Below are 21,260 nucleotides of genomic sequence, written 5' to 3'. Positions count from 1 at the left end.
TACGCTTATTGCATGATCCGATGCACCGAGAACACATCCTGGATGCGCTTGATCTTGTCTACAACCGACTGCAGATGCTCAATATTGCGGATCAGGATCGTCATATGAATCAAGGCGAGCTTGTTCTTATCCGAACGGCCCGAGACAGCCGAGATATTCGTCTTGCTCTCCGATACCACCTGGAGCACCTCGTTCAGCAATCCTTTGCGGTCATGGCCGCGGATCTCGATATCAACGGCGTAATTAGCTTCTACCGATTGCTCCCATTCCACCTCGATAACACGTGCAGCTTCTTCCCCATCACCTGTAGTAGGGATATTGTTGCAATCCGTCCGGTGTACCGAAACGCCTCTGCCCCGGGTTATATAGCCGACAATTTCATCGCCGGGTACTGGATTGCAGCAGCGGGCAAAGCGCACAAGCATATTATCTACGCCTTTCACGCGGATGCCGTGTGTCGGGCGTTTCTTCTTAGCGATCGTCGGCGACTTCATCTCTTTAACTTCCGAAGTCAGCTCAATCTTGTTGGCTTCCTCTGCTTCTTTGCGGAGCTTCTCAGTGAGCTTCGTCACGATCTGAGCGGCCGTAATGCCGCCAAAGCCCACTGCGGACAGCATATCCTCAATATCATGGAAGGTGAATTTGTTCGCCGCTTCCAACAGCTTATCATCCTGCAGCCATTGAGAAGGCTCAAGTCCGAGACGCTTCAGCTCCCTCTCCAGAAGGTCACGGCCCTTAGCGACATTCTCTTCACGCTTCTCCTTCTTGAACCACTGCTTGATCTTGCTTCTGGCATGGGAGGATTGCGCAATCTTGACCCAGTCCTGGCTTGGGCCGTACGAATGCTTCGATGTCAAAATCTCGACAATATCCCCGGTCTTCAGCTTATGATCCAGCGGCACGATACGACCATTCACCTTCGCGCCGATCGTCCGGTTGCCAACCTCCGTATGAACCCGGTAAGCGAAGTCCAGCGGCACTGAACCGGCTGGGAGCTCAAACACCTCTCCCTTAGGCGTAAATACAAACACGAGATCGGAGAAGAAATCCATCTTCAGCGATTCCATGAACTCTGATGCATCCCGTGCTTCATCCTGAAGCTCGAGAATTTCACGGAACCACTTCATCTTCTCGCCAAAGCTTGTATTCGGGTTGCTTCCGCCTTCCTTGTACGCCCAGTGCGCAGCAATACCATACTCGCTCGTCCGGTGCATCTCCCAAGTCCGGATCTGCACCTCTGTAGGCTCGCCGTTCGGCCCGATCACCGTAGTATGCAGCGACTGATACATATTCGCCTTCGGCATGGCGATGTAATCCTTGAAGCGTCCCGGCATGGGCCGCCACAGCGTGTGAATGATACCAAGCGTGGCATAACAGTCTTTAATGTTATCTACGATGATGCGGATCGCCAGCAGATCATAAATCTCGTTAAACTGCTTGTTCTTATCCTGCATCTTCTTAAAGATGCTGTAGATATGCTTGGGCCGTCCGGAAATATCGCCATCAATACTCATTTCAGACAACTTCTCTTTAATCTTGCTGATTACGTCTGATATGAACTGCTCCCGCTCCACCCGCTTTTTCTGCATCAGGTTAGCAATCCGGTAATACTGCTGAGGATTCAGGTACCGCAGCGCAATATCCTCCATCTCCCACTTGATTGCCGAGATGCCGAGCCTGTGTGCGATTGGACAAAAGATTTCCAGTGTTTCATATGCAATCCGCCGCTGGGCTTCTTCTGACTGGAACTTAAGGGTCCGCATATTGTGCAGACGGTCAGCCAGCTTAATAAGAATAACCCGGATATCCTGGGCCATCGCCACAAACATCTTCCGGTAATTCTCATTCTGCTGTTCTTCCTTGGAACGGAACTTGATCTTCTCCAGCTTGGTCAATCCATCAACCAGCATGGCGCATGTATCGCCAAAACGAACGCGGACTTCTTCAAGCGGCACTGTCGTGTCCTCCACGACATCGTGAAGCAGAGCCGCAATGATGGAGATCACGTCCATCTGCATATTCACTATAATTTCCGCAACCGCAACCGGATGCAATATATAAGGTTCTCCCGATTTTCGCACTTGGCCGTGATGGGCTTGTTCGGCAAAATCGTAGGCTTCCCTGACGCGCTCCAGGTCCGATTCTCTCAGGTAGGTCGATGCCTTTTCGAGTAACTGCTCTATGCCCATGAAACGTCCTTTCCGAAACAGAGTCCCTCGCGACAATCGAATCTTGTCTTTCCGAGTTTTCTAATATTATGCCTGTAGTAATGGGCAAACGTCAACTGCCTGCCGAACGCTTTCATCCAAGCTTCACGTTACCCGGGTTCTAAAGACGTCTAATCAGGTAATAGATGGAAGCTAATCACCGGCTATTCCATTACAGGAAGACCCCAACCTGCCATAGCCGGCAGGTTGGGGTCTTGTGTATCCGAATATGCGCCTAGCTTAAGCAGCTGACATTAATAAGTTACAAGCGAGAACACATCAATACCGTTCAGCTTGTCCCTGCCGGTCAGGTAGGAAAGCTCAATCAGGAATGAGGCTCCTGCCACTTCGCCGCCAACTGACTTGATCAGATTCATAGTGGAAGAGATTGTACCTCCGGTAGCAAGCAAATCATCTGCAATAAGAACACGCTGTCCCGGGCTGATCGCATCCTTGTGCATCGCCAGACGGTCCTTTCCGTATTCGAGGTCGTACGATGCTTCAACGGTTTCACCAGGAAGCTTACCGCTCTTGCGGATCGGCACAAACCCAACGCCCAGTGACAGCGCCAGCGGTGCGCCGATAACAAACCCGCGCGCCTCAGGACCTGCCACAATATCAATTTCGAGATGCTTTACTCCTTCTTTAAGCGCCTCGATGGCAGACCGGTAAGCTTCCCCGTCCTTCAGCAGGGTGGTAATATCTTTAAACCGGATTCCCGGCTGCGGGAAATCGGGGATAACGCGGATATAATCTTTGAAGTTCATCTGTAATCCTCCTAGGATCATGTGGAATAATGTGATCGTATCAAATATAAAGCCGAATGGAAACAAACTTTTAAATCCAGTTATTTACAGACTCCTGAGCCACTGCGCAAGCTCAGCAGCCGGGGCAAGCCACAGCCGCTCATAAACGGCCGCCTGTTCAGCCCGCTGATATATTGCGGACTCCGCCAGATCCCTGCGCTCAGGTTTTGCGACTATCTGAAGACGGCCCTGTTCCGAAAGGATAAAACCCAGCTCAATAAACACATCAAGCATCATGCGGACCGCAGCTTCGGACCACCCGGTCCATGACAGGGAATGATGGATTCGGTTGTAGACCCGTTCTTCGGGACTTAGCTTACGAACCGCTTGGTAGATTTCTGCAAAATGGCTGCGTTCAGGAAAGCGGGGGGCTCGCCGATCCGGCTTATACAGCGCGTGGACAGCCTCCAGTCTGGCAGAGCGCCGAATGAACGCGGCCAAGCTCTCACCGCATGGCGGTTTATCCAGCAGCACGAGCACAGCATAGTCCATTTCATGACCAGACAGCTGGTCGTAGTGAAGAGTCACGCAACGCCCCGGCCCCACGGCATCCCATCCTCCTACAAGAGCCGCTTCCGCCCCTGCCGCCGCTTCCTTACACGAGGTATCGTGCGTAAGAACGAGGATACAGGACTCTGCTGCTCCGCCCGGCCGGTTACCAGCCGGGCGCATCGAGTTTTCCGGCGGCGGGTACAATGCTTGCAGCTGCCGTATGACAGCTAACGGATCCCTCTCTCCTCTTCCATCGAAGAACTGCCTATGCGGGATACGCAGATCACGAATAAGCAGCTGAGGCTTCTGGATACCATTCCATTCATTCACGCTAAGCTCGCCCAGCATCTCGACACTTGCTTCTTCCGCTATCCGCCCCGCCAATCCGCCTAGTCCGAAGCCGACCGCCTCCAACGCTCCACGGCCGCGGGCCGCAGTCAGTCTAAGATGCTTGCCCTCCTTGCCGATCACCCGCTTTTCTTTGAGACGGCCCGCTGTCACCAGCAGCTTCGGCTGCGGGTTCCCAGCCCCAAACGGTTCCAGAAGCTGGAGCTGGCGAACCGTATCAAGATCGGCTTCATCCGCACCGCATACCAGATCAACATCTGTCTTGCGGATCAGGTCCTCCTCCTTAAGCCACTCCCCTGCCAGATTGTCAAGCATAAGCTCCAGTTCATCCAGCCGGTCACGGTGCAGTGTCATGCCCGCCGCCGCCTGATGTCCACCATAATGTTCCAACAGGTCAGCGCACTCGGTCAACGCCGCATAAAGGTCAAATCCGTCTATAGACCGGGCGGATCCTTTCGCTTTTCCCGTCTCCGGATCTATGCCAAGAACTAAGGTCGGCCGGTAATGGCGCTCGATCAGCTTCGATGCAACAATACCGACAACGCCAACATTCCAACCTTCCGCAGCCACAACAATAACCCCAGGATCCGGCTTACCCTGCTCAGCTGCCGCACGGCGCTTATCCGACCAGAGTGCTTCGGCTTCCTTCACCATGGCATCCACTATCTGCTGGCGCTCACGGTTCAGGGCATCCAGAGAATCCGCGTGCAGCTCCGCTTCGGTCGACTCGGTGGACGCTAGCAGCCTGACCGCGATGTCAGCATGGGCAAGTCTGCCGGCGGCGTTAATACGCGGCGCCATTCCAAAGGCAATCCCTTCCGAGCTCAGGCTGTCGAGGCTTAGACCACTGACTTCTGCCAGCGCCCGGAAACCCGGCTCAGCTGAACGGCGCAGCTGCTCCAGGCCTTTCTTAACCAGTACCCTATTCTCGTCTATGAGCGGCATTAAGTCTGCAATCGTCCCTAGAGCGACCAGATCCGTCCACTCCAGCGGTGTACGGCCGAGTAATGCTGAAGCCACCTTAAATGCCACGCCAACACCGGCCAGCCCCTTGAAGGGATACGGGCAGTCCTTCTGCTTCGGGTTAATAATGGCTGCCGCCTCCGGCAGTACCTCTGGAGGCTCGTGATGGTCGGTAACCACGACATCAATACCCAGCTCGCTTGCATACGCGATTTGCTCGACTGCACTAATTCCCGTATCCACTGTTATCAAGAGCTTGATCCCGGCAGCAGCGGCAGCCTCGATGGCCGCTTTATTCAGCCCGTAGCCCTCCAGCTGCCGGTGCGGAATATAGTAATCGAACGAGCTGTCCAAGCTTCTGAGCAGCCGGATCATTAGCGAAGTGCTGGACACCCCGTCCGCATCATAGTCACCGTAAATCCGGATGGCCTCCCTGTCAGCCAGTGCCTGCCGGATTCTGTGTACGCCCTGCTCCATTCCTTTTAGCAGGTAAGGATCATGGAGCAGCTCAATCTCCCCGTACAGAAACCTCTTCGCCGCTTCCACACCTGTAATTCCTCTTTGCAGAAGCAGCCTTGCCGTTAACGGCGACAACCCCAATTCACCAGCCATGAGGGCAGCGCTTTTCTCTTCTTCATCTGTCAGCTTCGAAACGACCCAACGGGTCTTCGAATTCAGCAACGCCTCTTCCCCCCCTGTTAATTGATGTCGTTCTACAGTCCTTGAGCGTGTATTCCCGCAAGCAGCAAAAAACCGCCGCTGCCGGCTTACTGCAGCAGCGTCGGTATATGCTCCTCGTTCGGATCATGATTGGATTTGTATGGATAGCCGCCGTCGTAAGGATCCACGTGTACCTGCACCTCGCTTAAATGTATAAACCGTTTAAGCAGGTGTTCCCTGACACGCCGGGCTATTTCGTGCCCCTCCTGAACCGTAATTCTTGGATTAACACTTATGGTGACTTCCACTGCAACATAGTGGCCCTGTTCCCAGGCCGACAAGGAACCGATGGCGATGACCCCATCCATTCGCTGGACAGCCGCTGACAATTCCGCTTCATCCGTCTTAGCTAAGCCGGAACCTTTGGACGTTGCAAGGCCACCGGCAAGCTGACGATAGCCATTCCATGCGACAGCCGTCCCGACTGCAAATGCCGCTGCCGGATCGCCGTAGAGAAGGATGGGCATATCCAACTGACCGCCCAGCCATGCAATGAATGTTCCCAGCAATACGACTGCGGATACATACATCTCGGCTGCGGCACGGCCCTTCTCAGGGAAGAACAGCATCTTGATCAGCCAGGCTGCCGGAACTACGATCATGGCTGCCCAATGGGGTGCTTCTACAACCCCATCCGCAGTAAACCTCACTGCCGATATACAGATTTCGATTCCGACAATGAGCAAGAGCAGTGAAATGACTAGTGTAAAGGCCTGATCACCGCCAGCCTGCCTGCCCTTCAGGTCAGCCGGACGCCGCTGTTCCTGCCTGATTTGGCGTTGCTGTGATACGGCAGAAGCATAATCTCTGGCTAAATCCGTTGCACTGCGGAAGGCGTCTGCAAGCAAGGCCTGGCTGCCTGTGAACCAGCCGGCGCCTCCCTTAAGCAGGGCAAGTCCGGCATTTCCCCACAGACTTTTACCTCCCGCGGATGGTTGTCCGATTGTCCCCTGCTTTTGCAATGTACTTCACACCTTTCTAGCTGGCTGGCTGGGTATTAGCCGATGCCTTCGGTTTTTGCTTGTTCTTCAGCACAAGCCACAGTGGACTTGCAATGAAGATGGACGAGTAAGCGCCGCTGACCAAACCGAACAAGATAGCGAGCGAGAACAGCTTAATCGACTCGCCGCCAAACAGGAAAACGCAAAGAGCTGTTACGAATACGGTAGCGACGGTGTTGATCGAACGAGTCATCGTCTGCCAGATACTCTCGTTCACAAGTGCCGCAATATCTTCTTTTGTTTTGAGCTTCGCAAAGCGCATGTTCTCACGTATGCGGTCAAAGATTACGATTGTATCATTGATGGAGTAACCAATTATCGTCAGTACAGCCACGATGAATGGAAGATTGACCTCAAGCCGCAATATCGAGAACAAACTGATGACGATGAAGGCATCATGCAGCAAAGCGACAATAGCGGCAATCGCAAACCGCCATTCAAACCGGATGCTAACGTAAATTATGATCCCGATGCTCGCAATTGCAACTGCCACCAGGGCATTGGTCTGCAGCTCGCGTGCCATCTGTACATCTACCGTGTAGACTTCAGCTGAAGCCTTTGGGTCGAATGCATCTGCAAACCCTCTCTTGAGCTGCTGTTCCTCCTGATCGCTCAGGATATCATCAAAACGGATGGACACGCGCTCCGCGCCGACCGTCAAGGTATACTTGCCAAGATTCTGTTCATCCAGGAAGGATTGAATCTCTTCCTTCTGCCCCTGAAGATTCTTCTGAACGGCCAGGTCCATACTGGAGCCCGCCCGGAAATCCACCCCATAGTTCATGCCCAGAGCAGCCAGCGTGATAACACCAAGCACTGTAATGGCGATTGAGAAGATAAAGAAATACCGGCTCAGCTTGATGAAATCAAATTTTCGCAAATTATAGCGCACGGATTTCACTCTCCTTTACACCGAACAGCGCCTTATTCTTGATCACGTTGCTGCGAATCAGCAGGTACAGCAGCAGACGCGAGTACCCGACGTTCGTGATAATACTGATGACGATACTCATAATTAGGACTACCGCAAATCCCTTGACAGCGCCGGTCCCGATTATATAGAGCACACTGCCCGCAATAATGGTCGTTACATTCGCGTCCATAATCGTACGGAACGAATTTCGCGAGCCCGCCTTTAAGGACGACAGAATGCTCTTGCCGCTGCGAAGCTCTTCCTTAATCCGTTCATAGGTAATAATGTTGGCATCTACCGCCATACCGATACCAAGAACAACAGCTGCAATACCCGGCAGGGTAAGTGTTACGTTCATCAGCCATACTCCGACAAGCAGGAGCCAGATATATGCGATAAGGGAGATCGAAGCTACCAGCCCCGGAAGACGGTAGAACACCAGCATGAACAGCAGCACAATCGCCGATCCCAGAATGCCGGCAAAGACGGTCTGCTGCAGGGACATCTGTCCCAGCGTTGCATCTACGGACTGCATGTAGCGATCCTCAAGCTTCAGGGGCAGCGCACCAAGGTTGATAGTGTCTGCGATCTCCTTTGCTTCCTCGCGTAAGAAACTGCCGGTAATTTCGGCACTGGAGCTGTTAATCTCACCCGACACGGATGGAGCCGAAAGCTGCTCTTCATCCAGATAGATCGCCAGCTGGTTCTGACCGAGCGGAAGCTTGGCTATTTCCCGGGTAATTTCCGCAAATTTTGCTGCGCTCTTAAGCTGGATCGTGATTTTCCACCCGCCAAGAGCGTCCTGATCAATACCGGCACCATTCTCAACAAAATCGGTGCCAATAAGCTCTACCTTACAAAAACCTTCCTCAGGCTGGCAGCCGCGCATGCTCCGGAACGTAAGGACAGCAGGCTCTTTCAGCTTTGTTCGCACGCTCTCTTCATCGTCCACGCCCGCAAGCTTGACCCGGATCCGGTTGTCTCCTTCAGTTGTTATCTCTGGTTCGGAAACACCTGTGGCATTAATCCGTCTTTCCAAGCTCTTGGCCGTCTCGATCAGAGACTCCTTCGTCACTTGACCGCCCGGCTGCAGCGGCTTCGCCTCATACAAGATTTCAAACCCGCCCTTAAGATCCAAGCCCAGATTAATTTTACGTACTAAGTCCGGGCTGGTGACCGCTATGGCTGCGAACGTAACAACCACAATCAGGATGAAAGCCAGCATTCTCTTCATTGCCTTCTTGCTCCCCCTTGTCTACTCAATATTCCCATTATACCGACGCTTGAAATTCGAGTCAAAAAAAGAGACCCGACTTTTAGAAGTAGGTCCCTTTGTAAGCGCCCAATGTCAGGAAATTCATAAACTGCGTCGTCTTCAGCGATAAAATATCGTTCACGATTTGATGCAGCGCCGGCATTCCTGTCCGGCTGTATTTCTCGCTTACGCAGTCCCATACTTCCCTGCCTGTCACATGCTCATACCCGATTAATCGAAATTCCTCCGCTTTACTCTCGCAAAGTGATTCCACCAGCATCGTAAGCTCCTCATCGGTCAATGACTGTTCCGACATCGTCGCAAGCCTCCCCCGATATTCACGTCTATCCGATACTAATTCGCTGCTCCCCTTCATTATCCTGCTGCGCCCAGTGATTTACTGAAATGTTGGCATGCGCCAAGACAGGCTGCATACATATTGACTATAGGGCACGGACAGGCCGGCCCATCAGCCTTCCATAGAGATGAGGGGACCTAACCTTGAGTAAGACGAAGCAAACATTCATTAAGGGAGCTATGATACTGCTCGCAGCCGGCATCATTAATCGGATACTTGGATTTATCCCCCGTATTGCCCTGCCAAGAATTATAGGGGCAGAAGGCGTGGGACTATTCCAGCTGGCCTATCCTTTCATGATCGTGCTGATCACGATTGTTACCGGAGGAATCCCCCTCGCCGTTGCCAAGTGGACGGCTGAAGCAAAGACCCAGGGAGACGAATTACGCGTCCGGATCATTTTCCGCACAGCCTTGCAGCTTACACTAACACTTGCAGTCCTGTTTACTGCTGCTGCCGTCATACTTGCCCCTTGGATCACAGCTCATATTCTGACCGATTCCCGGGTATATTACACTTTCTTATGTATGAGTCCGATCCTCATCATTACGGCTGTCTCATCCGTATACCGCGGGTATTTTCAAGGCTGCCAGAATATGGTTCCGACAGCTGTGTCCCAAATCACCGAAACGGTTGTCCGCATCATTTTTATGCTTCTGTTCTCCAGTCTGATGCTTCCCTACGGTCTTGAATGGGCGGCTGCAGGTGCTATGGCCGGCGTAATTATAGGTGAACTGATGGGCCTTGGCGTACTGTTTATTCAGCATCGCAAGGACCGCATAACCCTTCAGCCCACAGACTTACCTGCTTCAGACCAATCTGAGCCGGATAACTCACTGTCCGCCAACAGTGACAGAAGGTCAGATCAGGTGTCAGCTTCCGGCCGTGACCCTTCGGCACTTCGCAAGCTGCTTGGCTTATCAGTGCCCGTAACCGGCAGCAGATTGGTCGGTTCGCTGTCTTATCTGCTCGAATCCATCTTCACCATGCGCAGTCTGGCCGCTGCAGGCGTTATAACCGGCATAGCGACTGCCCAGTACGGAGCCCTTCAGGGAATGATTATCCCAGTCATTCTGCTGCCGACTGCATTGACTTATTCCCTTGCGGTCTCTCTTGTGCCCTCCCTGTCAGAAGCAGCTGCAAGAGGAGACAAAGCGCTCATTCACAAGCGGCTGCACCAGTCCATGAGGCTGGCTTTGGTATCAGGTGCGCCATTTGCAGTTGTCATGTACTTGTTTGCCGAGCCGATATGCAGGCTGCTGTACGACCACGCCGAAATCACACCTATGCTGCAGTTAATGGCTCCTGTTGCGTTGTTTGTTTACTTGCAGGCTCCGCTCCAAGCAGCCCTTCAAGCATTAGAGAAGCCGGGAACCGCTTTGATGAACACCTTCATAGGCGCGGCGGTCAAGCTGGTGCTCATTGCACAGCTCGCCTCACTTCCGCATCTCGGCATCTACGGAGCATTAATCGCCATCAATGTAAATATCGTTCTGGTGACGCTTCTTCACGGCTTTGGGGTATTACGTGCTGTCGGCTTTCATATGAAGCTTCTGGATTTTGTTAAAGTAGGATCAGCCATGATCATTATGGGCGCGGTTTCCCGTCTGATAATGAACCGCGCGCCGTTGCAGGCGGAATGGCTGAATATGCTGAGCGCATGCGCAGCAGGCGCTGCAGTCTATCTGCTGCTGATGGTATGGATGAGAATTATTGACCGGCATGACATGGCCAGGCTTCCATACGTCGGGCGTTATTTTAAATAATGCTTATGGGGCGCAAGGCCACAAGCTCAGCCGAGATTTTTGTCTCCGAGAATATACAGCTCTCCCCGGCCATTAACCGTGCACCAATAGACCTGACGGATACCCTTCAACCCCGCCAGTGAGACTTCGCGATTCAGCCAAAACCTTGTTTTTCCTGTTTGCTGCAGGTTCTCTTCCATAACTTTACCGTGCGCAATCAGCAGCACGGGCAGCTTTTCCAGCCGGTATGCCGGCTTGCTGCCTGCCGGCATCCTCTTTAACGCCTTGGAAACGGCTGGTTGGAGATGCCGGTCCGCATATAAATCCTTGTTGAGCAGCTGCCCCGGATCGCTTTCAGCCAGCAGGCCAAGGAGACAGAATAACGCAGCCATCCAGATAAACACGATTAGAAACAGCACTAGCAGTATTTCATACAAGAGCTCCATCCTCCCTGACCGGTTGATGGTCATGCTGCTGCCTTCCGTTTCCGGTATGCGGTAGTTTAGCCCGCTTGGATGACCCTCATACAAAGAAAAACAGGACAATTGTTCTAATTGCCCGGCATACGCAATATGGTGTAAAAAAGGCTTGTCACAGCCTCTAAGGAGGAACGGCGATGGTTAATCCGATGAAAAATGCATCAAAAGGCGTTACACATGTCCGCAATGGCTCTTCCCTGCTGGTCGGGACGGTAACCGCTATGATTTGGCTGATGGCGGGCGCACTCCTGCTGTCTGTATTACTCCGTTACAGCAATCTGCAGGAATCAAGCTTGCAGCTGTACGCCTGGATTCTGCACAGCTTGTCCGCTCTGGCCGGCGGCTTTGCTGCCGGACGCAAGACGGAGAGCAAGGGCTGGTATCAAGGAGCGGTCACTGGCGTTATTTATGCCCTGCTGATAATCGTCACCGGCTTTCTTGCAGCAAATGCACCGTTCACAACCGAGACATTCATGCTCCTGGCAGCTGCCGTACCCGCGGGAGCCCTGGGAGGAATGTTTGGGGTTGGAACCAAAAATAATTAGTGAACTGGTCTGCAGCCGTATAGTTCTGCCGCTTTGTTCTATGCTATACTGGCATAGTTATCGAAGCGAACTATACTAGCAGGAGGACCTCCCTAACATGATTCATTACGAGTCCATGCAGACGGTTACCTGGCTTACAGCCTTGACCGTCTTCATTTTATTGTGGGCCGGCACACGCACCTTTCCATTATTCCCGGTCATCCGATTCTTTAAAGAGCTGGCATCATCGCCCCGCTACCTGCTTCATTTTGCGGCACTGCTGGCAATATTGTTTTTGAACAAGTGGGAATTATCGCTGGAGGAGAGTATGAATATTACCAGCGACTTTACAGGATTCATTCATTCACTTGAAGGCGGATTTGTCAGCGGGCTTCAGAATCTGTTTTACGCACCCTGGATGACATCCTTCCTGTCCTTCATGTACCTGATTGTCTTTCAGTCGCTGCTTATCGTCTCAATTGGCATCTATACGTACAAAAAAAATTACCAGTTATATTATGCGACCTGCTACGCTGTTATGATGAATTATCTGATCGCCATCCCCTTCTACCTGTTCTTTCCTGTGAAAGAGGTATGGGCATTCGATCCTACCGTCCAGTTCCGGATGCTGGAAGTGTTTCCAAGCTTCGAAACCCAGTATAGGGAGCTATCGGGGCTTGATAATTGCTTTCCAAGTCTTCATACCTCCATGTCCGTCACAATGGCCATTCTGGCATTCCGCTCAGGTATTAAGGGTTGGGCTTGGTTCTGCGGAATAACGGCGTCCATTATTATTTTCTCTATCTTCTACTTGGGCATTCACTGGCTGACGGATATGTTTGGCGGTGTGATGCTCGGAGTGTTCGCTTCTGCAATGGGTCTGCGGATTGCTCAGGTTCGTCCCCTCCCTGGTAAAGCGCTGGGCGAGGTCGGTGTTCTCTACGCTAGAGACGAAGCCAAATAATGATATAGATGTTCTTAACCTAACTGCAAGCTGCTCCCGGATATAAGGTTCAGGGAACAGCTTGTTTTTGTTAGGCAGACATAAAAAAAAAGCGGTCCGGCCGTAAGGACGTGAACCCGCTCTTGGTGATAACTTACTCCGCTGCCGTTTCAGCTGATACGACATTGTTGATCGCGCTGCGCTCGAAGGTAATCTTCGTCGCGTCATTAACGCGCAGAACAACCGTGTCATCTGTCAGTTCTACAATCGTGCCATGCATACCGCCAATCGTGGTGATTTTGTCACCCTTCTTAAGCTGGTTCAGCATGAGGTTGCGCTGCTTCTGCTTCTTCTGCTGCGGGCGGATAAGCAAGAAATAAAATACCGCAAACATCAGAACAAACGGCCAGAGCATGTTAATCAGACCGCCGCCGCTTGGGGCTGCTGCATCTGCTAACCACATATATATCCCCCCTTTCAAAAACCTTTCTCATTATCTACAAGGCCGTACTTATCAAAGAAGGAATCCCGGAAATCAAGCAGCCGGTCCTCCATGATAGCTTGACGCACGTCCCTCATGAGCTGCAATAAAAAGTGCAAATTATGATAAGTTGTCAGACGGATGCCAAAGGTTTCGTCCGCCTTCAGCAGATGCCGGATATACGCACGGGAATAGTTCGTGCATGTATAGCAGCTGCAAGCCGGATCCAGCGGCCCCAAATCCTCTGCAAACTTGGCATTACGGATTACGAGTCTGCCTTCGCTTGTCATAGTTGTCCCATTACGGGCAATACGGGTCGGCAGGACGCAGTCGAACATATCGATGCCGCGAATAGATCCCTCAATCAGGGCATCCGGCGAGCCCACACCCATCAGGTAGCGCGGCTTATGCGTCGGAAGCAGAGGAACAGTATGCTCCAGCACCTCATACATTACGGCTTTTGGCTCACCTACGCTCAGTCCTCCAATAGCATACCCCGGGAAATCCATGGAAGTCAAATCAAGCGCGCTCTGTCTGCGCAGGTCCTCGTAAGCACCCCCTTGTACGATCGCGAACAAGCCCTGGTCCTGCGGACGTCCATGAGCCTTCAGGCAGCGCTCAGCCCATCTTGACGTACGCTCCGTCGACTGCTTCACGTACTCGTATTCCGCCGGATACGGCGGACATTCATCGAAGGCCATCATAATATCGGAGCCAAGCGCATTTTGAATCTCCATGGCCTTCTCCGGCGAGATGAAGAGCTTGTCCCCATTCAGATGCGAACGAAACTCAACGCCTTCCTCTGTAATCTTCCGCCGCTCACTTAGACTGAATACCTGGAAGCCGCCACTGTCTGTTAGAATTGGACGATCCCAATTCATAAACTTGTGAAGGCCGCCAGCCTTCTTCACCAGCTCATGCCCCGGACGCAGGAATAAGTGGTAGGTGTTACTAAGAATAATATGCGCGTCCATGGCTTTTAATTCCTCTGGACTCATCGTCTTGACCGTCGCCTGAGTCCCTACCGGCATGAAGGTCGGCGTTTCAATAACGCCATGCGGAGTATGAACCCGGCCCAGCCTTGCACCGGATTGCTTACATTGTTTAATTAATTCGTATGTTATCGCCACAGTCACTCATCCAATCCTAGTATATGAACATCGCATCGCCGAAGCTGAAAAACCGGTATTCCCTTTCGATGGCCTCGGCATAAGCCTTCATCGTCAGGTCCGTTCCCGCAAGCGCGCTGACCAGCATCACCAGCGTGGACTTCGGAAGATGGAAATTAGTCAGCAGTGCATCTGTCAGTGTAAACTTATAGCCTGGAAAAATAAATATATCCGTCCAGCCGCTGCATGCCTGAATATGCTCGGCACCATAGCGGGTACCGATCGTCTCCAGCGTCCGAGCGGAGGTCGTACCTACTGCGACAACACGGCCGCCCCGCTCCCTGGTTTCCTTGATCAGTCTGGCATTCTCATCACTCAGCTCATAATACTCTGCATGCATCACATGCTCTTCCACCTTATCCACGGTCATGGGCCGGAATGTTCCGAGTCCCACATGCAGCGTGACAAAGGCGATCTGTATACCAGCCGCGCGCAGCTCTTCCAGATATTCAGAGGTAAAATGCAGTCCTGCCGTTGGTGCGGCAGCCGAGCCTTCATGCTTGGAATAGACCGTCTGGTACCGCTCTCGATCATCGAGCCTCTCTCTTATGTAAGGAGGCAGCGGCATTTCGCCCAGCTGGTCCAGAAGCTCGTGAAAGATGCCGTCATAGACAAACTCAACCGTGCGTGCTCCCATGTCGCCTTCGTCCCGGACAATGGCTTTCAGCAAAGGTGTGCCTTCGGCAGATTCGCCGAAATGCAGCACGGTGCCAATCTTCAGTTTCTTGGCCGGCTTCGCCAGCGTCTCCCAGCAGTTATTCTCTTCCTGCTTAAGGAGGAGCAGCTCCACCTGGCCGCCTGTATCCGCCTTGACGCCATGCAGCCTGGCCGGCAGGACGCGGGTATCATTCAATACCAGCGTATCACCGGGGCGGAGATATTGCTTTAAGTCCTTAAACATACCATGCGTTATTCCGCCGTTCCTCTTATCCAGAGCTAACAGCCTCGACGCCGTACGTTCCTTAAGCGGCGTCTGGGCGATCAGATGCTCCGGCAGGTGAAAATCAAATTGATCTACATTCATGCGTTTATCTTCCGTCCTTACTGATCGTCACGTTATTATAATAGTATTTCAATATATATTGGTAGTCATACCCTGCATCGGCAAGACTGCGGGCACCCCATTGAGATAATCCGACGCCATGCCCGTAGCCTGTGCCTGTAAACCGGAAGGACGGGTCCTTCGTGGCGGCCCGGACGGTGCCCTTACCGCTCATGATATATAAGCCCGGATCATCCAGCTTAACCGGCCTGCCGTCTGCCCCGACTGCATAGACAGCATTGTTATCCGGCTTCTGACGGGAAGAGCCGCTGCCGCCCAGAATCGTATAACGACCGGTTTCATCTACCTGAAACCGGGTACTCGGCAGGCCTCCCAATGCGGAGCGCAGCGTATCAGGTGTCTTCACATCCAGCTTCCTGCCATTGACAAGCAGCTCGGTAACACGTCCGGAAACACCGCGCTTACCGACTTCAAGTGTGGTAACCGGGCCTGCAACCGCCGTAGCCGACTTCCCGCTCATCGACTTCATGAGGGCTTCCGGGGTGAACGGCCCTCTTACCCACTTCATCTCATTGGACTGGACAGCTTTCTCGAGCACTGCGACCCTTACGCCGCTATTTAAACGGGTCACCGGTTCCACAGCGCTCTGGATAAGCGGGATGGGGCGAACCGCTGCACCATCCGTCTTGACTGACATAATTTCAAGACCCGTCAAGGTCTTCGATCCGGTCTGTGCCAGCAGATCCTCCCGTATATAGCCCGTCCGGCTGTCGGGCAGCACAACCCGGTACCAGCGGTAAAGTCCCTTCTCCGAAATCTCGTCGGAGCTTGGCACCGACGTTAAATAGGCAACCGGATTTCCCCATATTTCCGCTGCATCTGCAGTTGCTCCTCCGGCGCTGGAAGAGAAAAGCGCCTCAATCAGTTTTCCCTTGTGCAGTATGACCTCGCCTTTTGTCGCATCCACTGCCGCAATAGTCGGTTCCTTCTCGTAGCCGATTCCCCCATATGCCTGGCTTAATACACTGTCCACCACATGGGCGATCTTGAATCCCAAGCCCTGATAGAGCGCATAGGTTCGGGCGGCTACAGCTTGAGCTTTAAGCGATTCGGCCGGCCATGAAGCCGGCATTTCCCCGCCTACAACTGAATACAGGTATTGCTCGAAGGGAAGCTCATTGATGACAGCGAGCCGCTTGTTAAAGCCGCTGATTTCAAAAGCCCCGCGGTATGTCCGGCTGTACCGCTCGGTAAGCTTGATACCCGTACCGCCTCCAGAGGCAGTTATCCAGGCCTTCGTTCCTTCCGGAGGCAGCGCATAAGACAACCCTGCCTTGGCGGATTGGCTGATCGTATGGTCACTGAGAACCATCAGATAAGCGCCGGCAGACGGATCGAATGACTTCAAGGAACCATAGGCGGTAATCTTAGCCGCCGCTGTCTTTACAGCGTTTAATCCAGCCTCTGACGCCGCTGCCCCGACAAGGACACTATAGCTTGCTTGTTCGCCCGCTGCTGCTGGCGGCTTGACTGCCGGGAAGGCATCAATTCCCGCCGCTCCGAATGTCTGAGCCGCTTCACGGGCTTCGGCCAGCGTGCCGAACGGGCCTGCCTCCAAGCGGTGGGGCCCTGTCACTTCCATCCTGCCGCCTGAAGCTCCCGACAGCGCTGCGTCCTTACTCCATTTATCCAGCGCAGATTGAGCAAGTGCCGCAGTCGCATAGCTTCCCTCAAGTACTTGATAGACCGCCCTGCCATTCTTAAACAGTGATTGAATCGTACCGCTGCCAGAAGATCCCTGAAGGCGCTTGTATGCGGCAGCTGCCACGGCCAGATCCGTTGTCTCGGCAACACGCACTTTGTAGTCATCCAGCATAAACCGCGTCTGCTCGCCAGCGGCAGCCTGCATAACCCCAACCGTTCCTCCCGGCTCCCGGAAGCCGATCTCTAGACCAGAGGCTGCCGATAACGTAACAGCAGGGGTGTTAAGCGTGAATTTGCCCGGAAGCTCCATAAAAATCGCCACCCGAATATTGTCCAGCGCCGGAACAGCCGCCTGTACCGGTACCTTGTACGCCACTGTACCGGACAGCGCCAGCATCAGCGCCATGAACCAAAAAGCCGTCTGCCTGCTGAGCTTGCTTCCCGGCAGCCTGGGCCCCGAATCCTGCTGCATGGTGCCAATCTCAGGCTTATCCCCGCTCATTCTCATTCCCTCATCCCCTTTCCGTCCTGGATATCGTCTCGTCGGGGCAGTGAACAAGCCCCGCCGGCACAGCCTTCATCCGCGCGCCCGAACCAGTCATACCGGCGCTTGGCCACATACCGGTATACTGCGTCTGCCAGAAGCCTCATCCCCGGCAAGCGATAGAGCCAGGCAAGACGCCGCAGACCGCGCAGCGTTCTCATGATGCGCACGATGCCATCCGCTCCAGCGTAAATCCTGCCCGACATGTCCACAACGTGCAGCTTCTCGAGCAGCGCCTCTCTATTAAGCGAAGCCGCCCCGGGTACTTCCGGTGCGTCCGGTTCATCAAGCAGCTGCAGCGGAACATACACCAGCTCAGCGGCAGAGTGAAGCTGCTTTAGACGGGCCACTGTCTGTTTGCACAGCATACATGTATTATCGAACAGTACATACAGCGTCTCCTTCGATACCCCGGTTGTTCCCAAGAAGGACCCCCTCTCCAGCCTCCGCTTCCCTGAGTTTACACGGTTCGGCATGTGTATGGATACGGAACGCTTGGCTTAGAACAGTGTCTGCTCATCCTCGTTCTTCTCTCCCGGTACAGGCAGGCCCAGATGCTTATAGGCCAGCGGTGCTACCATGCGGCCTCTCGGAGTCCGCTGGAGGAAGCCGATCTGCATTAAATAGGGCTCATATACATCCTCGATCGTCTGGCTCTCCTCACCGATGGTCGCGGCGATAGTATCCAAACCGACCGGGCCGCCCCGGAAATTCGCAATCATGGTCCTCAGCATCTTGTGGTCAATCTGGTCAAGTCCCATCGGATCAACCGCTATCAGCTCCAGCGCATGCTTCGCCAGCTCGTAGGTGATCATTCCGTCGCCTCGGACTTGGGCAAAGTCGCGTACCCGCTTCAGCAGCCTGTTCGCGATCCTTGGCGTTCCCCTGGAACGCATCGCGATCTCGCGGGATGCTTCGCCAATCATTTCAACCCCGAGAATGTCGGCGGCGCGGGATACGATGAAAGCCAGCTCATCAACAGTATAAAACTCCAGCCGGCTGACAACACCGAACCGGTCCCGGAGCGGTGCCGAGAGCAGACCTGCTCTCGTGGTGGCGCCAACAAGCGTAAACGGCGGAAGATCCAGCCGTACCGAACGGGCGCTGGGCCCCTTACCGATCATTATATCAAGTGCAAAGTCCTCCATCGCCGGGTAAAGCACTTCCTCAACGGTCCGGTGAAGCCGGTGAATCTCGTCAATGAACAGGACATCCCCCTCCTGCAAATTGGTCAGCAGGGCAGCCAGATCCCCCGGACGTTCAATAGCAGGCCCTGATGTCGTCCGCATATTAACGCCAAGCTCGTTGGCGATAATATTGGAGAGGGTTGTCTTTCCAAGCCCAGGCGGGCCGTACAGCAGAACATGATCCAGTGCCTCTTTCCGCATTTTGGCCGCTTCTATATATACCTTAAGATTCTCCTTGACCTGTGATTGTCCGATATACTCGGCCAAGTAACGGGGACGCAGGCTAAGCTCAACCGCCTGGTCCTCCATCATCAGGTTGGCGGATATAATTCTGTCGTCCATTAATCAAGCCCCTCCCCGTCAACCTTTAAACAGCTGCTGAAGCGCGCGCTTCATTAACGTATCTACGGATTCATCCCCACTAACAGCCGGCTCCAGCTCCACCCAAGCCTTGTCCAGCTCGGAAGCGGTGTAGCCAAGCGCCGTGAGGGCTTCCCTGGCTTCCTGCCAGGCCGCACTACCGCTGCCGGAGGCAGCAGCCGCAGGCATCTCGTAGGAAGAAAGCCCGGAAGCATCTGCGGGATGAGCGGCCAGCTTGTCCTTCAGATCCAGTATCATCCGCTGCGCTGTCTTCTTGCCGATGCCAGGCAGCTTCGTCAGAAAAGCCAGATTCTCCTGGCGGATAGCCGCCACGACAGCATCCGGTCTTCCGGCAGCGAGTACGCCCAGCGCCACACGGGGACCAATCCCCGATACATCGAGCAATTTGCGGAAGAACTGCTGCTCCTCCCTGGTCGCGAAGCCGAAGAGCAGAATCGCATCTTCCCGTACATGGTGATGGGTATAGACCGTCACTTGGTCTTCTTTGCCGGAAAACGCATAGGGGTTCGGCGTGAATACCCTGTACCCGATATCATGAACCTCCACCACAATATATTCCGGCTCGATATGAGCCACTTTACCTCTTACAAAGTCGATCATGGACGCGTCACTCCGTTCGTTTTCTGCAGCAGAACAGCCGAATGGGCATGGCAGATCGCAATAGCCAGTGCATCCGCCACGTCATCCGGCTTCGGTATGGCAGCCAGCTTGAGAAACATGCGGACCATCTCCTGAACCTGCCTTTTTTCCGCTTTGCCGTAGCCCACAATCGCCTGTTTAACCTGCATAGGCGTATATTCCGCCACCGTGATTCCGCGCTGAACGGCAGCCAGTATAATAACGCCTCTGGCCTCGCTGACGGTAAACGCGGTGGTCACATTACGGTTGAAAAAAAGCTTCTCCACCGCTACGGCATCAGGCTTGTACTTATCCATGAGCGCGCCAACCGACTCATAAACCTGCATCAGCCTGGTTTCCTGCGGCGTTCCCGCCTTCGTTTCGACCATTCCGTACTGGACAGGAACCAGTCTGCTGCCGATTTTATCTATAAAACCAAAGCCAACAATGGCTATCCCCGGGTCAATCCCCAATACTCGCAAGCTATTCTCTCCCTCATCAGCCGATGCTGTCCTAAGCTTCATCCCATTATAGCAAATGTTCGTACTCATGAGAACAACCCGCGGCAACCCGGATTTGAACACACAAAAAAGAAGCGCCTCCCAGCGCTTCTAGCCATTCGTCATTACAGCCGTTATGCCTCAATAGGTCAAATCCTGTTGGTCCCTGTTCACCGGCAGTGCATATTCACTGAAGCTGGACAGCACGCTGTTGAACTCCTCCCGGTCTGTTACACGAATGCCTTCATGAAGAGCCCTGACCTGCTCCTCCGGCAGACTGCTCTCCATAAACCGGACATCAAGCTGATAGAAGGTGCGCAGCACCTGGTTCCGGGACGGAGGCCCCTCGAAGAGAGACAGATAATCGTCCTTGCTGATCCCGAAAACGGCACTTTCCTTGCAGGCCGGGGACAAGTCATCGACCCGCTCTTCGATTACCACCGTTCCCTCCTGATCCATAACAGCCGTCCAGCCGGGATTGCTCTGCAGCATCCGGATAATCTGACTGCTTGTCCGCAGCCCGACATCCTGTGACTCCTCCCCGCACAGGTATATCCGCTTCATGCTGACTGGTACCGGCTGCTTGCTCCTTCGCAGCGTCTCAATTACACTTGGCTGCTTCTCTGCTGCCCTGAACTGATTCGCTGTATCAGCCGCTGTGACCTCGGTATCAGCCTCATGTCTCCCTGCTGCCCGGGCCGGCTCAACTGATCCTAGACCCATAACCAGCACTAGCCCGCCTACGGCTGCAAGATGCCAGGTTGGCCTCTTCCGCATGCGCAGACGCTTCTTCAACTGCTTCCAAAGGCTAAATCCCATCATGAGGAAGTCTCCTTCAAAAATCGATTTTCCCTATTGTTTCCTTGGCATGCATAGGTTATGCACAGAAATCCGGCCCGCTTATTAGACAGCCCATGCT

The 21,260-nt window shown here is 53.6% G+C and carries 20 protein-coding genes; 3 read left to right on the top strand and 17 right to left on the bottom strand.

What is annotated here, in order from left to right; translation table 11 throughout:
* Nucleotides 1-5: 5 nt before the first annotated feature.
* From L1N82_RS10350 to L1N82_RS10320, 7 genes are all read right to left on the bottom strand, one after another.
* The gene (locus L1N82_RS10350) at nucleotides 6-2,189 is read right to left on the bottom strand and encodes a RelA/SpoT family protein (protein WP_235287289.1); all 2,184 of its coding nucleotides are present in this window, start codon (nucleotides 2,187-2,189) and stop codon (nucleotides 6-8) included.
* Nucleotides 2,190-2,461: 272 nt separating this feature from the next.
* Nucleotides 2,462-2,974, bottom strand: coding sequence for an adenine phosphoribosyltransferase (locus L1N82_RS10345; RefSeq protein WP_235287288.1), 513 nt, complete (start codon nucleotides 2,972-2,974; stop codon nucleotides 2,462-2,464).
* An 84-nt stretch (nucleotides 2,975-3,058) separates the two neighbouring features.
* Nucleotides 3,059-5,497 (bottom strand): single-stranded-DNA-specific exonuclease RecJ, encoded by a 2,439-nt coding sequence (gene recJ / locus L1N82_RS10340; RefSeq protein WP_235287287.1) that lies wholly within the window; start codon nucleotides 5,495-5,497, stop codon nucleotides 3,059-3,061.
* Between the two features lie 86 nt (nucleotides 5,498-5,583).
* Nucleotides 5,584-6,498 (bottom strand): cation diffusion facilitator family transporter, encoded by a 915-nt coding sequence (locus L1N82_RS10335; RefSeq protein WP_235287286.1) that lies wholly within the window; start codon nucleotides 6,496-6,498, stop codon nucleotides 5,584-5,586.
* A gap of 16 nt (nucleotides 6,499-6,514) precedes the next feature.
* Nucleotides 6,515-7,429, bottom strand: coding sequence for a protein translocase subunit SecF (secF, locus tag L1N82_RS10330; RefSeq protein ID WP_235287285.1), 915 nt, complete (start codon nucleotides 7,427-7,429; stop codon nucleotides 6,515-6,517).
* On the bottom strand, nucleotides 7,419-8,684 hold the full coding sequence (secD, locus tag L1N82_RS10325; protein WP_235287284.1) for a protein translocase subunit SecD: 1,266 nt from the start codon (nucleotides 8,682-8,684) through the stop codon (nucleotides 7,419-7,421). Before secD ends, secF begins: the two co-directional genes overlap by 11 nt.
* Before the next feature lie 82 nt (nucleotides 8,685-8,766).
* Nucleotides 8,767-9,021 carry a post-transcriptional regulator gene (locus L1N82_RS10320; protein ID WP_235287283.1) on the bottom strand — a complete coding sequence of 85 codons (255 nt, stop codon included), beginning with the start codon at nucleotides 9,019-9,021 and terminating at the stop codon, nucleotides 8,767-8,769.
* A gap of 221 nt (nucleotides 9,022-9,242) precedes the next feature.
* Here L1N82_RS10320 and L1N82_RS10315 point away from each other — a divergent pair, with 221 nt between their 5' ends.
* Entirely contained in the window at nucleotides 9,243-10,829 is a 1,587-nt protein-coding gene (locus L1N82_RS10315; RefSeq protein ID WP_235287374.1) for a putative polysaccharide biosynthesis protein, read from the top strand.
* Nucleotides 10,830-10,855: 26 nt separating this feature from the next.
* Here the strand turns inward: L1N82_RS10315 and L1N82_RS10310 are convergent, their stop codons facing one another.
* Nucleotides 10,856-11,278: a DUF421 domain-containing protein gene (locus L1N82_RS10310; protein WP_235287282.1), complete on the bottom strand. Its 423-nt coding sequence runs from the start codon at nucleotides 11,276-11,278 to the stop codon at nucleotides 10,856-10,858.
* A gap of 146 nt (nucleotides 11,279-11,424) precedes the next feature.
* Here L1N82_RS10310 and L1N82_RS10305 point away from each other — a divergent pair, with 146 nt between their 5' ends.
* Both L1N82_RS10305 and L1N82_RS10300 read left to right on the top strand, forming a co-directional pair.
* Entirely contained in the window at nucleotides 11,425-11,832 is a 408-nt protein-coding gene (locus L1N82_RS10305) for a TIGR04086 family membrane protein (protein WP_235287281.1), read from the top strand.
* Nucleotides 11,833-11,929: 97 nt separating this feature from the next.
* Nucleotides 11,930-12,775: a phosphatase PAP2 family protein gene (locus L1N82_RS10300; RefSeq protein WP_235287280.1), complete on the top strand. Its 846-nt coding sequence runs from the start codon at nucleotides 11,930-11,932 to the stop codon at nucleotides 12,773-12,775.
* A 133-nt stretch (nucleotides 12,776-12,908) separates the two neighbouring features.
* Here the strand turns inward: L1N82_RS10300 and yajC are convergent, their stop codons facing one another.
* The 9 genes from yajC to L1N82_RS10255 all read right to left on the bottom strand — a co-directional run bounded on the left by yajC (nucleotide 12,909) and on the right by L1N82_RS10255 (nucleotide 21,163).
* Nucleotides 12,909-13,217: a preprotein translocase subunit YajC gene (yajC, locus tag L1N82_RS10295; RefSeq protein WP_235287279.1), complete on the bottom strand. Its 309-nt coding sequence runs from the start codon at nucleotides 13,215-13,217 to the stop codon at nucleotides 12,909-12,911.
* A 14-nt stretch (nucleotides 13,218-13,231) separates the two neighbouring features.
* A complete protein-coding gene (tgt, locus tag L1N82_RS10290) occupies nucleotides 13,232-14,371 on the bottom strand; it encodes a tRNA guanosine(34) transglycosylase Tgt (RefSeq protein ID WP_235287278.1) in 1,140 nt (379 codons plus the stop codon).
* 10 nt (nucleotides 14,372-14,381) lie between these two features.
* Nucleotides 14,382-15,428 carry a tRNA preQ1(34) S-adenosylmethionine ribosyltransferase-isomerase QueA gene (gene queA, locus L1N82_RS10285; RefSeq protein ID WP_235287277.1) on the bottom strand — a complete coding sequence of 349 codons (1,047 nt, stop codon included), beginning with the start codon at nucleotides 15,426-15,428 and terminating at the stop codon, nucleotides 14,382-14,384.
* A 4-nt stretch (nucleotides 15,429-15,432) separates the two neighbouring features.
* Entirely contained in the window at nucleotides 15,433-17,619 is a 2,187-nt protein-coding gene (locus L1N82_RS10280) for a SpoIID/LytB domain-containing protein (protein WP_235287276.1), read from the bottom strand.
* Nucleotides 17,616-18,080, bottom strand: a complete 465-nt coding sequence (locus L1N82_RS10275; protein WP_235287275.1) for a thiol-disulfide oxidoreductase DCC family protein — start codon at nucleotides 18,078-18,080, stop codon at nucleotides 17,616-17,618. Before L1N82_RS10275 ends, L1N82_RS10280 begins: the two co-directional genes overlap by 4 nt.
* A 75-nt stretch (nucleotides 18,081-18,155) precedes the next feature.
* Complete coding sequence (gene ruvB, locus L1N82_RS10270) at nucleotides 18,156-19,184, bottom strand: Holliday junction branch migration DNA helicase RuvB (protein WP_235287274.1); 1,029 nt, start codon at nucleotides 19,182-19,184, stop codon at nucleotides 18,156-18,158.
* Between the two features lie 18 nt (nucleotides 19,185-19,202).
* A complete protein-coding gene (gene ruvA, locus L1N82_RS10265) occupies nucleotides 19,203-19,823 on the bottom strand; it encodes a Holliday junction branch migration protein RuvA (RefSeq protein WP_235287273.1) in 621 nt (206 codons plus the stop codon).
* Nucleotides 19,820-20,323 carry a crossover junction endodeoxyribonuclease RuvC gene (gene ruvC, locus L1N82_RS10260; protein ID WP_235287373.1) on the bottom strand — a complete coding sequence of 168 codons (504 nt, stop codon included), beginning with the start codon at nucleotides 20,321-20,323 and terminating at the stop codon, nucleotides 19,820-19,822. The genes ruvA and ruvC overlap by 4 nt, the downstream gene beginning before the upstream one ends.
* 159 nt (nucleotides 20,324-20,482) lie before the next feature.
* Complete coding sequence (locus L1N82_RS10255) at nucleotides 20,483-21,163, bottom strand: BofC C-terminal domain-containing protein (protein ID WP_235287272.1); 681 nt, start codon at nucleotides 21,161-21,163, stop codon at nucleotides 20,483-20,485.
* Nucleotides 21,164-21,260 lie beyond the last annotated feature (97 nt).

Origin of the sequence: Paenibacillus tarimensis (assembly GCF_021532315.1) — a bacterium.
In the GTDB taxonomy this organism is placed as follows: domain Bacteria; phylum Bacillota; class Bacilli; order Paenibacillales; family Paenibacillaceae; genus Paenibacillus_I; species Paenibacillus_I tarimensis.
This window is presented reverse-complemented; position numbering and strand designations above follow the sequence as displayed.